This is a genomic window from Enterococcus sp. 2STP, from assembly GCF_032465635.1.
Classification (GTDB): domain Bacteria; phylum Bacillota; class Bacilli; order Lactobacillales; family Enterococcaceae; genus Enterococcus_B; species Enterococcus_B lactis.
Map to the genome: position 1 here is coordinate 161,298 of NZ_JAWDJH010000021.1, position 13,159 is coordinate 174,456.

The following is a 13,159-nucleotide window of genomic DNA, read 5'->3' on the forward strand; positions in this document are numbered from 1 at the left end:
AGAAGGAAAAATGATGGTTGTCGCTTGGCACCGCCCAACGAAAGCAGTGATACATAAAAAAGCTATAACTGAAAATGTAGCAAATGAAGTGGCAAGACTTCCGCAAGGGAAAGAATTGTTTGCAGTAGTAAAAGCAAACGGATACGGTCATGGAGCTGTAGAGACAGCTGAAGCAGCAGTTGCTGGTGGAGCTTCGGGCTTTTGTGTTTCAAATTTAGATGAAGGAGTCGAGTTGAGAGAAGCTGGATTTACTCAGCCCATCCTTATCTTGAACATGGTTCCTTACGACGCACTGGCTTTAGCTGTTGCTCATGATTTGTCAGTAACTGCAGGTACCCGGGAATGGTTGCAGGCAGCAGCTGCTATTTTAGAGGAAAGTAAGCTAGAGATGCCTCTTTCGATCCATTTAAAAGCAGATACTGGGATGGGGCGTATCGGTTTTTGTACATCTGAAGAAGTAAAAGAGGCAGCTGCATTCATCAGAGAAAGTCGTGTATTAGAATGGGAAGGATTATTTACCCATTTTTCTACAGCAGATCAATCAGACGATACGTATTGGAATCTGCAAAAGGAACGCTTTATGGAAGTGCTAAAAAAACTTCCTGAACTTCCTCGATATGTACATGTCAGTAACAGTGCAACGGCTTTATGGCATGATGAAACAATCGGCAATATGATTCGTTATGGAGTAGCAATGTACGGACTGAACCCATCTGGACATGCACTACCGGAAGTTTATCCGTTACAGCCAGCGCTTGAACTGGTTTCTGAATTGATCCAAGTCAAAAAACTCCCAGCAGGTGAAGGAATCGGCTACGGGGAAACATATATCACTCCTGAAGCAGAATGGATCGGAACGATACCGATCGGTTATGCAGATGGCTGGCTACGAAAGATGCAAGGTTTTTCTTTATTGGTAGAAGGAAACTATTGTGAAACGATTGGACGTGTATGTATGGATCAACTGATGATCCGATTGCCTCAAGAATTTCCGGTCGGGACAAAAGTGACGCTTATCGGCAAAAATGCAGACAAAGAAATCACTATGCAAGATGTAGCAGATCAATTAGGTACGATCCACTATGAAGTGGCATGCGGATTAGGACAGCGGATACCAAGAGAATATCAAGAATAAGGAGGATCCTATGGTAAAAAGAGGAGATATTTATTTTGCTGATCTTTCTCCAGTCGTGGGATCGGAGCAAGGCGGAACACGTCCAGTTTTGGTTATTCAAAATAATCTAGGTAACCATTTCAGCCCGACGATCATTGTTGCGGCTATAACGGCAAAAATGGCTAAGCCTAAGCTTCCGACTCACATTGGGATCAAAGCTACTGGAACAGGAATAGAAAGAGACTCCGTTATCCTGTTGGAGCAGATCAGAACGATCGATAAATCAAGATTGAAAGAAAAAGTCTGCCATTTGGATCGTCCAATTATGGCAGAAGTTGACCGAGCATTAAAAATTAGTGTGGGCATTGAGGCACTCACTCCTGTTACTAAATAAGTATAGCGAAGTAACCATGCAGCCTTTACATATAAAAAAAGGACCAACTGTGCGTAAAAAAAGATACGTCCGCTTCTAGTACCAGCATTTCTGCTAGAAGAAGCGAACGTATCTTTTTTGATGATCCAAGGAGTGGTCCATGCGCCCTCCTCCTTTACAGCCAGACTTGGACTACCAGCTGGCTTTTTTTACTCCTGGAATCAAACCTTTATGTGCTAACTCACGGAATTTTATACGGGACATCCCGAATTTACGCATGTATCCGCGAGGTCGTCCATCGATTAGATCGCGATTTTTCAACCGTTCTGGACGAGCATCTAAAGGAAGTTTACGCAAGCCTTCATAATCTTTTTGCGCTTTTAATTCCTGACGTAAAGCAGCATAGCGTTCAATCGTTTCTTGCTGTTTTTTTGCTTTGGCAATCTTTGATTTTTTAGCCATCAACAAATTCCTCCAATTTTTTTATTAGCGTAAATCGTAATCTTTACGCTTTTAGATGAATAATTTAACACGATACGCGAAAAAAAACAACTATTTTGTTTTGGATCATGTTCCAAATCGAAAAGACATTTTTTTTGTCAAAATAAAGGCATGAACGTAAACTTAAAGAAAAAGGGAGATGGTAACCATGCGAAGATTTGCAATTAACGGTTACGGAGAAGCGCAAGATGTTTTTGAAGAAATCGATGCTCATCCCAGAGAAGTCGATTCCGGACATATTCGTGTAGAAATAAAAGCATTCAGCGTGAATCCGTATGATGTTGCCTTGCGTTCAGGAGAGATGAAAGAGATACGAACATTGAAATTCCCTTATGTACTAGGTAATGATGGCGCTGGTATCGTGACAGAGATTGGTTCAGATGTCACAACTGTTCATGTAGGTGATCGAGTAGCTGTCCATGCAGTCGGCGGGACTTACGGAGAAGAAGTCGTACTGCCATCAGCAAAAGCAGCAAAAATTCCAGATGAAATGAGTTGGGAAGAAGCAGCCGGAATGGTCACACCCGGGATTACGGCGTACAATCTAATCAATCATTTGACGGAAATCCAGCCGACAGATACAGTGATGGTTCTAGGTGCATCAGGTGCGGTCGGGTCTAGTCTGATCCAGCTTCTCCACGAAAAGGGTATCCGAATCTTAACCAGTGCCTCTAGTAAAAACGAAGAAAAAGTAAGGAAACTAGGAGCTTCAGCATTTGCTGCTTATGATAAAACAGATCCAGGTATGCAATTTGCTGATCAAGCAGACCTTGTGATTGATGCCACGAAAGGAAGCATCAAAGGAGAAACCGGCATTCATATCCTAAAACCAGGTGGGAGATATGTTGCATTAAATGACCTCCCAGACCTAGATTTGCGGCAAAAAAAGGAAGGCTTTTATGAATCATTTGTTCCAAGAAAGGAATATCAAGATGCAGAAGCCTTTGCTGGCATAATCAAAGCCTATCAAAAAGGTGCCTTTCATATTTTTATTTCAATGAATCTGTCTGCTTCCCTTGCACATGTCATCCAAGCACATCAGCAAGTTGAAGGGCATCCTCCTGCTGGGAAAATCATTTTGTCATTCGAAAAGTAAGAAATATAGGAATAAAAAATGAAAAAAGCTGAAACATTTTTGTAGGGGCAAAGACCAAAAAAGTGTTTTAGCTTTTTTGCGTATACGTATAATAGATAAAAACTTTGGCATAAAATTATCTTTCCCTTTTATTTCATGATAAAGTAAAGGCTGTAATCCTTAATTATTTCTCAATATGTAAGAGATTACAATGAGACAATTGCCGTGATATGTCCAAAAATTCGACTTTTTTGAAAAAAGCCGATTGAAAAAAGTATGAAATACATGGTAAAGTAATTCAGCTGAAAAAAGAAGAAGGGGGAGAACTATGCAGTCAATCAAAAATACACTTCGTTTATATTTGCTTGACTGGAAACGGATTTTCAAAAACCCGATTGCTACACTTTTGATCATTGCGATCATGATCATCCCTTCGCTATATGCGTGGTTTAACATTAAAGCACTATGGGATCCATATGGAAATACTGGAGAGCTGCCAATTGCTGTTTACAGTGCAGACAAGCCAGCAGAGTTTCAAGGTAAAGAAGTGGCCATTGGGAAGCAAGTCATCGAATCGCTTCATAAAAATAAACAATTAGGATGGCAATTCGTTGATTCAAAAGAACAATTAGAAGACGGAGTCCGTTCCGGAAAGTATTACGCAGGTATTTACCTGCCAAAGGATTTCTCAGAAGATTTGCTGAGTTTTACTAGTGGTGACATCAAGAAACCCAAAATCGAATATACGGTAAATGAAAAAATCAATGCGATTGCACCGAAAATCACCGATAAAGGAGCAAGTTCGATCCAATCGCAAATCACAAATGAATTTATCAAAACAGCCAGTTCGACTTTATTGAAAGTATTCAATGAAATAGGTTACGACATCGATACGAACCTAGTAAGTATCAATAAAGTCAAAGATATGATTTTATCAACAGATGAAAATCTGGACACGATCGACGGCTACACAAAGCAAGTCCTCGAATTACAAAGTCAACTACCTGACATTAAAGAAAAACTGAATAAAGCAAATGAATTCGTGGATTACATCCCTAAAGTAGATGAGATGGGCGAAAAAGTTGTTGCATTGAATGACAAAATGCCTGAGTTGAAAGACCAAGCAAAAATCATCCTTGATTTGCAAGAAAAAATCCCAGAGATCCAAAATGCCGGTAAACAACTAGCAGAGATCGACGGTGATTTTGCTTCGATCCAAGAGACAATGAATCAAGGAATTGACGAAGCAAAACAAGGCTTGACGATCATCCAACAAGTACAAGATATCTTGCCAGATGTGAAAAATTTAGAAAACCAGGCAAGTGATCTAGCAAACCAAACAAAATCAGGTGCCTCTCAGCTGAAAGATGCGATACCAAGCATCACAAACAGTGTAGATGTTACATTGAAGTCAATTGGACAAGTGGCAACAACGACGGGTTCGCTAGCTGAGACGATCAATGCAGCTGTCCAAGATAACCAACTAAGTGAAAAAGAAAAAGAAGATATCGGGAATGTGTTAAACAGTTTTATCAACAGTATTCCTCAACAACAAAATGCAATCGATAAACTGGTCGAGTTCCTGACTAAATTGCAAACAAGTGCTGGAAATACGAAATTGCAGCCAGTTATTGATCAGCTAAATCAATTGAAACCCTTGCTAGGCGATTTGCAAAGTCGTCTCACTGATTTGAACACAGCTGTTCAAGAAGGGAACACGGATAGAGTTACTGATTTATTAAAACAAGTACAAACTGCTGCTGAAAATGTTAATGGTATCGTTACTGGTATCAAGACGGATCAAGTCAGCTCCACCGTCACTTCTCTACTAGACCAAGTCATCGATACGATTGGGACTGCACAAGGCGCACTGAGCAAAGCGGACCAGATCGACTTTGATTCGCTTCTCAGCTCAACAAAAGCAACTGTAACAAATGCAGTGGCAATCTTAGAAAAATATCAAAAAGAAATGCCTGCAATTGGACAAGAAATCCACGATGCCAATACAATGTTGAATGGCAATATGGAGACCATCGTCAATGGCATCAATGAAGGGGCAGACCTATACAATAATGAATTACCGATCCTTCAGCAAAAATTAGGGTTGGCCGCTGATTTTATCCAAAATGATTGGCCCGCACTAAAAAATGAAATCACCGGTACATTGACAACAGTAAATGAAAAAATGCCAGAAGTCGAAACAGCTGTGAATGCTGCTGCGGACTTGATCAACAATGACTGGCCAAATATCAAAGCTGGTATCCAAAAAGCAGCAGATGCGATCCGAAAAGGCGAACAGGAAGTTGATCTAGGCGAAGTCATCAAATTATTGAAACTAGATGCAACAAAAGAAAGTGACTTCTTTACACAACCTGTTGAGCTGCAAACCAATGCGCTTTATCCAATCGCAAATAACGGTTCAGCTAGCACCCCATTTTATACTGCACTATGTCTGTGGGTCGGCGCTGTTCTTCTTTCAAGTGTTGCTACGACAGAATACTATTTAGGAAAGAAAGACCGAAACAATTTTACGAAACGAGAACAATTCGTTGCTCGTATGCTGACATTCTTGACAATGGCAATCGCGCAAAGCTTGATTGTTACATTAGGGAATATTTTCTTACTAGGAGTAGATGTCCAAAATCCAGTCTACAGCGTGTCATTTGCTGTCTTGATCGCCCTAGCGTTCATGATGATCGTTTACGTCTTGGCTGCATTATTCGATAATGTCGGTAAAGGGATCGCTATCATTATTTTAGTACTGTCGATCTCTGGTGGAGGCGGGAACTATCCGATCCAAGTCTCAGGAAAATTCTTCCAAATGATCAATCCGTTCTTGCCATTTACGCATGCGGTAAACTTGTTGCGGGAATCTGCAGGAGGCATTTACTGGCCAAATGCTACGAATGCAATCTGGATCATGGTCGGTTTGTTTGTTGTCTTTGGAGTCGTAGGAACGGCAGTCTATCCGTTCATCGAAGAAAAAATGACGAAATTCAAAGAAGCGGCGCATGAGAGCCATATTTTTCATTAAAAAAAGAGGTTGTGAAATCAGCGTTTTGAGCTAATATCGAGGGTCAGCTGATGGAACACCATGTACCAAGAGGTTGTGAAAAAGCTGTTCTGCATGAAGTAATAAGAATGGCCAAACAAAAAAACAGCTTCACATTTCTCTTTCAAAAGTTAAGATATAAAAAAGGATAGAACCTGATTTTCTAAGTCAAGTTCTATCCTTTTATTATAGAATTCAAAGAAAAAGCCCATAAAAAAATGTTAGATTTTTGCTGTATTAAAGCGTTTGAAAAAGCGCTTGATATTTTTCTGTTTTTTTCCAATTATTTTCTTAAAGTTTATTGACTTTTAAGGTCAGTGAGCGTACTATAACATCTTGTTTACTATAAATTTTCGACTATAATACTTGAAGTAAAATTGCGTGTAAAGGAGTTTAAAAATTGGATTACTTAAAAAGGTTGTTAGTAGGTAAGCCTTTAAAATCTGCTGAAAATGATGAGCACAAATTAACCCGTTTTGCTGCTTTGGCATTATTGTCGTCTGATGCGTTATCATCTATTGCATATGGTACGGAACAAATCGTTGTTGTTTTAGTCGCTTTGTCTGCTGCAGCTATCTGGTATTCGCTGCCCATTGCCGCTTTTGTTATTATTTTATTGATTTCCTTAACGCTATCATATCGTCAAATCATCCATGCTTATCCTCATGGCGGTGGAGCATATGTCGTCAGCAGTGAGAATCTAGGGAAGAATGCGGGCTTGATTTCCGGTGGTTCTTTATTGATCGACTACATGTTGACGGTAGCAGTATCTGTCTCAGCAGGTGCTGAAGCAATCACATCAGCGGTGCCAGCATTATACGGGCATCAAGTTGCTATTTCTGTGACAATCGTTTTACTACTGATGATGCTGAACCTTCGTGGTCTGAGAGAATCTGCATCGTTCCTGTTATTTCCGGTGTACACATTTATCCTTGTGATCTCGTTGCTAATCGTTGTTGGGTTATATAATATCGTGACAGGTGCTGTGCCATTGCAAGCTACTGCACTTCCAGGGGCGGCTGTTCCGGGGGTTTCTATCGCCTTGATTTTACGAGCATTTTCTTCTGGTTCCTCCTCTTTGACTGGGGTTGAGGCTATCAGTAATGCCGTACCATTCTTCAAAAAGCCAAGAGCCAAAAATGCCGCTGCCACATTGACGATGATGGCATTGATCTTAGGTTTCTTCTTCGTTGGAATCACATTTATCAACTATTGGTATGGAATCGTTCCAGAAAAAGAAGTCACTGTTTTGTCTCAAATCGGTAAAGCTGTCTTTGGACATGGTATTTTGTATTACGTCCTTCAATTTGCTACAGCACTGATTTTAGCCGTTGCTGCCAATACTGGTTTTTCTGCTTTTCCAGTTCTTGCATACAATTTGGCAAAAGATAAATTCATGCCTCACATGTATCAAGATCGTGGGGATCGACTAGGCTATTCCAATGGGATTATCACTCTAGCGCTAGGTTCGATCGTGTTGCTGTTTATTTTCCATGGCTCAACAGAACGCTTGATTCCGTTATACTCTATCGGCGTGTTCATTCCATTTGCTTTATCTCAAACAGGGATGGTCGTCAAATGGAAAAAAGAAGGAAAAAGATGGTTAAGCAAATCGATTGCCAATATTACAGGTGCGTTCATCTCATATGCAATCATTGCGATTTTGTTCGTCTATCGGTTAGGGGACATTTGGCCTTTCTTCATCATCATGCCAATCGTTATGTTCATTTTTTATAAGATTCATGACCATTATAAAAAAGTGGCAGAACAGCTTCGTTTAGAAAATGATGCAAAACTACATGACTATGACGGAAATACCGTTCTTGTATTAGTTGGGAATGTGACACGGGTGAATATCGGTGCATTGAATTACGCACGTTCGATCGGTGACTATGTCGTTGCGATGCATGTTTCGCTAGACGAAGATGTTGAAAAGGAAAAAGAAATCGAAGCAGAATTTAAAAAGCACTTCCCAGATGTCCGTTTCTCAATCGTCCACTCTTCTTATCGCTCGATTGAAAATCCGATTATCCGTTATGTAGATATCGTAAGTAAAAATGCAGCGAAACAAAACTATACAACTACTGTGCTGATTCCTCAATTTGTACCAAACAGACGTTGGCAGAATATTCTCCATAACCAAACAAGTTTGCGGTTAAGATTGCGATTGTCTTGGCGTGAAAATATCGTTGTCAGCACCTATAGCTACCATTTGAAGAAATAAACTAAGTTTTAAAATCAAAAACAGACCCTCTAGCTCTTAATTGAAGCTAGATGGTCTGTTTTGTCTTATTCTCAGCTAAAGGTGCCCTCTATAAGCCATTAAAGATGGGAACAGCGTATGAAATGTTATTATTCTTCCTATTTAGCTGTAAAACATTTTGATTTTGATGTCTTGATCATAATTTCCGAATCCTTTGCCAAATAATGTACAGCCTCCTATATTTTCAGCCTCTTCCTTTACCTCGACTCTTAAGTGCCATATGTCTTCATAAGTAGGAATATCCTTGATCGTGATATCTGACAATGGTTCGCCTTCCATATAAGTTCCATGTTCCATGATTCGAATCGTCTTCAACAACCCGTATTGATTTAAGTTGTCTGGATACCAATCTGGCGTATACTTGCCTCGAATATCTGCAAAATCTCCGGGGCTTGTCCAGGTGCCCAATGTGATACCGTTTAAGCTAAAGGTAATGTCAGACGGCCAATTATTATTAGAAAAAGGAAATTCAGAAGAAATCTCCATGGAAATCTCCATCATCTCTAGTTTCTCATCTGGAGAAAGGAAATTGGGTGACTGGTATTCAACAAAGCCTTTCGTGAACCAGAGAATCCGACCATCCATTCGATTCGGGTCCATAAAAAATTTAGGTTCATCTACTGGACCGATAAAACCAGAGAGTGTCGCTAATCCACAAGTTGGTTCAACAAAATAATTTGTATAATGACCGATCGGAATCGAAGTTTCTCTAGTATCAAAGGCATTAAATATTTTCTCAGGAAAGTTAATATCAATATGATCCACTCTCAAACTGGAAATCTTTTTTTGCCCCACACGTTCCGTTTTGATGATTTTGGCTTCCTCTAATTTTTTGATGTGCACCGTAATAATCGCACTGCTTAAACCTAATTCTTGTGCCAACTCTTTGACATTCATCTTGTTTTTAGCCAGCAATTGAATAATTTTGATTCGCACGTTACTGGCAAGTGCCTCATAGACAGGTAATGCTTCTTGATTGATTTCTAATTGCATCGTGTCGCCTCCGTTTAAACTGTTTGATTTACTTGAATGTTAATACATTTGCTAATTTGTGTAAATAGCATTGTTTATTTCGTTTGTTGATTAATATATTCATTAATTAAAGTAGCAATTATTCTAGTAAAATTAATTAAAATGTTGTTGACAGCGGTTACAAATAAAGTTATGATTTATTTGTAAATAGAAAACGTTTGCAAATTTTGGTAATAAGTAATGAAATTATATACGAATTGATAGTAAATAGTGATGAGGAGGATAGGAGTGTTCGGCTAGGTCATAATTCAATTTCAATGAAAGAGGGAAGAACATGAAGAAGAAACTTATTATTATTGGTGCATTGGTTGCAGTAGTCGCAATTGCTTTTGCCGGTTTTAAACGTTACCAGTCTTCAGAAAAAGAAAAATACACAATAAATTTTTGGTCTCCTCTTACGGGGGATGATGGTGCTTATATGGACAAGATTGTAGATGAATTTAATGAACAGTCTGGATCAGATTACAAAATTAATCACGTCATCACATCTGATATGTATACAAAATTAAGTACAGTCGTTAGCTCTAAAAATGGTATTCCTGATTTAACATTAATGCATTCCTACAAAGTAGAGGAATTTGTTAATTCGAATATTCTCGATACGGTTGAACCTTTGGTTTCGCATCAACCAGAGCTACAAAAAGGCAATTATTTAGATACTGCTTGGAATGCAGGAACAATTGGAGGCACTCAGTATACAATTCCGTTAGATATCCATGCGAGTGCAATGTACTATAATCAGGACCTTTTAGAGAAATATGATGTTGCCTCTTGGTTAGACGATAATATTGTTACTTTTGATGAAATGATGTCATTAGCAGGGAAAATGGACGAAGGCGATTATGTTGTTAACAATGCCTTACTTTCCTGGGTTATTTTGGCTCAGATCCGTAATTTAGGAGGAGCTATTTCTGATGAGGCTGGCAATCCGACCGTTAATACTCCGGAAATGAAAGAAGCATTGGAAAGAATTAAAGCACTAACCGATGCTGGGTTAATGACTCCTTATGGCGAAGACGGTTATCTGATGTTCCAAGGTGGAAATGTTCTATTGTCCACAGATGGTACTTGGACTTCAACCGCGCATGATGCTGTTGAAGGGCTGAATTGGGGTGTCACAAATATTTATTCAACATCTGATGATATTGTAACAAATCGGGCTGCTTCCCATATGTTTGGTATGTTGAAGAGTGAGTCTAGAACAGATGAGAAAGAAGAGGTCATCGCGCAATTCTTAGAATTCGTTCGTACGAATTCGATTGAATGGGCAAAAGCGGGACAAATTATCGCTAGTAAAGACATTTTAGAAAGTGATGATTATCAACAATATCCTCAATCCTTCTTTACTTCAACTTCAGAGGAAGAAGATACACTTTATATCTTTGACTATGTTTATTTCTCCTATGTATTAGAGGCATTAGACGTCTATTGCACAGATATTGCATACGGTGAATTAGACTTGGATGAAGGTTTAGCAACGATGCAACAATATGTAGAAGATAAGATTGCGGAAGTAGCTAAATAATTGAAAGGGGATAATTTTATCCTCTTTCTGATTTTTGGAAGGGAATGAAAGGAATGAAAAAAAAGAGCATTAACTGGGCTTCAATTGCATTCATTGGACCGCATATGGTTCTCTTTATTATTTTTGTATGCATTCCAACAGTCTATGGGATTTATGCTTCATTTACTCAATGGAATTTGGTTTCTGATCCTGTTTGGGTCGGCCTAAACAACTATAAGACATTGTTATTTGATAGTTCGTCCACTTTCTATACTCAATTTTGGAATGGTTTGAAAAATACCTTTATTTTTGTCTTGATCATGGTACCACTACAGATCATTATTCCTTTGATGATTGCAGCGGCACTGCAACATAAAAAAGTGAAGCTGAAAGGACTTTTTCAAGCGGTTCTATATATTCCTGGTCTTATCTCTGTATCAGCTGGTTCTTTGATATGGTCACTGATTTTCCACTCTCGATTAGGTGCCGTAAATAATATTTTTGGATTTGATTTCTCTTGGGCATCGCGACAACCTTATGCGTGGATCTTGATTTTCGCTGTCAGCATTTGGGGAGCGATTGGTGGTAACATGATCATCTATCGCTCAGCTTTAGCGGGTGTCAATGAAGACCTTTATGAAGCCGCAGAGATCGACGGAGCTGGATCGTTCCAAAAATTCTTGAACGTGACCTTGCCGTCTATTCGGTTTCCACTTTTATATACAATCGTGATGACAACTGCTGGGGCATTTAACGTCTTTGCACAGCCTTTGATGATGACTGGTGGAGGACCCAATCAAAGCACGACTGTATTGATGATGTATATCCGTTCACTGGCTTTTAGTCAAGGGGAATCAATTGCAGGGATGGCTTCGGCTATGGCAGTCATATTAGGATTGATCATTATGTGTGTGTCCGTATTTCAATATTTTCTTTTAGATAGAAGCAATACTTAAGGGGGTAAAAAATGAATACACAAAAGAAACATATACCTAGTATGATCATCGCATATTTGTTTCTGATCGTTTTATGTATCATCTGGGTTATTCCATTGATTTTTAGCTTCGCCACTTCTTTTCGTTCTCAGACCGAAATCGTCTCCACTGGGTTTCGCTTGTTACCCGTAAATTGGATATTAGATAACTATATAGCGATTTTAACCAATACCTCTACTGCGCCTATCATGCAGTGGTTATGGAATTCACTGTTTATCGCAGTCACTCACACTGTCTTAGTTGTGATCGTTGTTTCAGTGACAGCTTATGGTTATGGCAGAACGCGCTTTAAATATCGTGATCGAATCTTTTATCTTTTGATGGGGATCTCGATGTTTCCCGGTGTTGTGAATTTGATTCCTTCCTATAAAATCATCGAAACATTTGGTTGGGTCAATTCATCTCTTGCCATGATTGTTCCAGGACTGGCTGGAATGGGGAATATTTTTCTTGTCAGACAATTTATGAAGGGAATTCCTCTTGAGTTTGATGAATCGGCGCGAATGGACGGTGCAGATGAGTTTACAATTTTTTCAGAGATTATCGTTCCGTTGATCAAACCTGTTCTGATCGTTGCCGGACTCTTTTCTTTCACTGGCTCTTGGAATGATTTCTTATGGCCAGTAATCGTGTACACAGACGTTAGTAAGATGCCAATTACGGCTGGGCTGCTTTTATTACAAGACATTTATGGGAATTATCGGATGATTGGCCAGTTAATGGGATCAGCATTGATTGCCATTATTCCCACAGTACTGCTGTTTTTATTTGCCCAAAAATATTTCATTGAATCTATGAACTTAAATGCAGGAATAAAAGGATAGTGAAGATCATGAATCGAAAACTGGAAAGAAACTTACTACGTGCCAGTGCGGTCTGGGATGTCTGTATTGGTCTCGTAACGATGTTTGGGTATTATCCTTGGTTTGAAGAACAAGGGATCGCAGCGTTTCAAAATCAAAATCAGTATGAATATTTACAATCAAGTCTTATAGGTATGATCTCAAAAGTAGTGTTGATCGTTGCATTAGCAACGATTTTGATGGGCGTTATCAGTTGGATCAACGCGAAGAATATGCGAGACAAACAAATAAACAAAGGAACGATACGTTGGATGATCGCCTGTGTCATCATCCATTTGATCATCTATGATGTGATTGGTGTCGTCTTCTATTTACTAGCTACGACGATGTATATGTCTAAAAATAAAGCAATAAAAATACTAAAAACGGAAAATGGAATTTTTTAAG

Annotated in this window: 11 protein-coding genes; 9 read left to right on the forward strand and 2 right to left on the reverse strand. The window is 39.1% G+C overall.

Annotated elements, in window-relative coordinates:
• Positions 1 to 13: 13 nt before the first annotated feature.
• Both alr and RWU19_RS10020 read left to right on the forward strand, forming a co-directional pair.
• Complete coding sequence (gene alr / locus RWU19_RS10015; RefSeq protein WP_123837536.1) at positions 14 to 1,135, forward strand: alanine racemase; 1,122 nt, start codon at positions 14 to 16, stop codon at positions 1,133 to 1,135.
• A gap of 10 nt (positions 1,136 to 1,145) precedes the next feature.
• A complete protein-coding gene (locus RWU19_RS10020; RefSeq protein WP_002289874.1) occupies positions 1,146 to 1,508 on the forward strand; it encodes a type II toxin-antitoxin system PemK/MazF family toxin in 363 nt (120 codons plus the stop codon).
• 171 nt (positions 1,509 to 1,679) lie between these two features.
• Here the strand turns inward: RWU19_RS10020 and rpsN are convergent, their stop codons facing one another.
• Entirely contained in the window at positions 1,680 to 1,949 is a 270-nt protein-coding gene (rpsN, locus tag RWU19_RS10025) for a 30S ribosomal protein S14 (protein ID WP_002293413.1), read from the reverse strand.
• Between the two features lie 187 nt (positions 1,950 to 2,136).
• On the opposite strand from rpsN, the gene RWU19_RS10030 reads away from it, so the two are divergent.
• The 3 genes from RWU19_RS10030 (at position 2,137) to RWU19_RS10040 (ending at position 8,339) form a co-directional block, all read left to right on the forward strand.
• Positions 2,137 to 3,084: an NADP-dependent oxidoreductase gene (locus RWU19_RS10030; RefSeq protein WP_123837537.1), complete on the forward strand. Its 948-nt coding sequence runs from the start codon at positions 2,137 to 2,139 to the stop codon at positions 3,082 to 3,084.
• Positions 3,085 to 3,391: 307 nt separating this feature from the next.
• The gene (locus RWU19_RS10035; protein ID WP_024635693.1) at positions 3,392 to 6,097 is read left to right on the forward strand and encodes a YhgE/Pip domain-containing protein; all 2,706 of its coding nucleotides are present in this window, start codon (positions 3,392 to 3,394) and stop codon (positions 6,095 to 6,097) included.
• A gap of 418 nt (positions 6,098 to 6,515) precedes the next feature.
• A complete protein-coding gene (locus RWU19_RS10040) occupies positions 6,516 to 8,339 on the forward strand; it encodes an APC family permease (RefSeq protein WP_002294202.1) in 1,824 nt (607 codons plus the stop codon).
• Between the two features lie 141 nt (positions 8,340 to 8,480).
• Here the strand turns inward: RWU19_RS10040 and RWU19_RS10045 are convergent, their stop codons facing one another.
• Positions 8,481 to 9,371 (reverse strand): ArsR/SmtB family transcription factor, encoded by an 891-nt coding sequence (locus tag RWU19_RS10045; protein WP_123837538.1) that lies wholly within the window; start codon positions 9,369 to 9,371, stop codon positions 8,481 to 8,483.
• A gap of 313 nt (positions 9,372 to 9,684) precedes the next feature.
• Here RWU19_RS10045 and RWU19_RS10050 point away from each other — a divergent pair, with 313 nt between their 5' ends.
• The 4 genes from RWU19_RS10050 to RWU19_RS10065 are packed head-to-tail and all read left to right on the forward strand — an operon-like array spanning position 9,685 to position 13,158.
• Complete coding sequence (locus RWU19_RS10050; RefSeq protein WP_123837539.1) at positions 9,685 to 10,935, forward strand: extracellular solute-binding protein; 1,251 nt, start codon at positions 9,685 to 9,687, stop codon at positions 10,933 to 10,935.
• A gap of 44 nt (positions 10,936 to 10,979) precedes the next feature.
• A complete protein-coding gene (locus RWU19_RS10055; RefSeq protein WP_002315573.1) occupies positions 10,980 to 11,870 on the forward strand; it encodes a carbohydrate ABC transporter permease in 891 nt (296 codons plus the stop codon).
• An 11-nt stretch (positions 11,871 to 11,881) separates the two neighbouring features.
• A complete protein-coding gene (locus RWU19_RS10060) occupies positions 11,882 to 12,733 on the forward strand; it encodes a carbohydrate ABC transporter permease (protein ID WP_002315574.1) in 852 nt (283 codons plus the stop codon).
• A gap of 8 nt (positions 12,734 to 12,741) precedes the next feature.
• Positions 12,742 to 13,158 (forward strand): hypothetical protein, encoded by a 417-nt coding sequence (locus tag RWU19_RS10065; protein WP_185022566.1) that lies wholly within the window; start codon positions 12,742 to 12,744, stop codon positions 13,156 to 13,158.
• The last annotated feature ends 1 nt before the right edge of the window (position 13,159 follow it).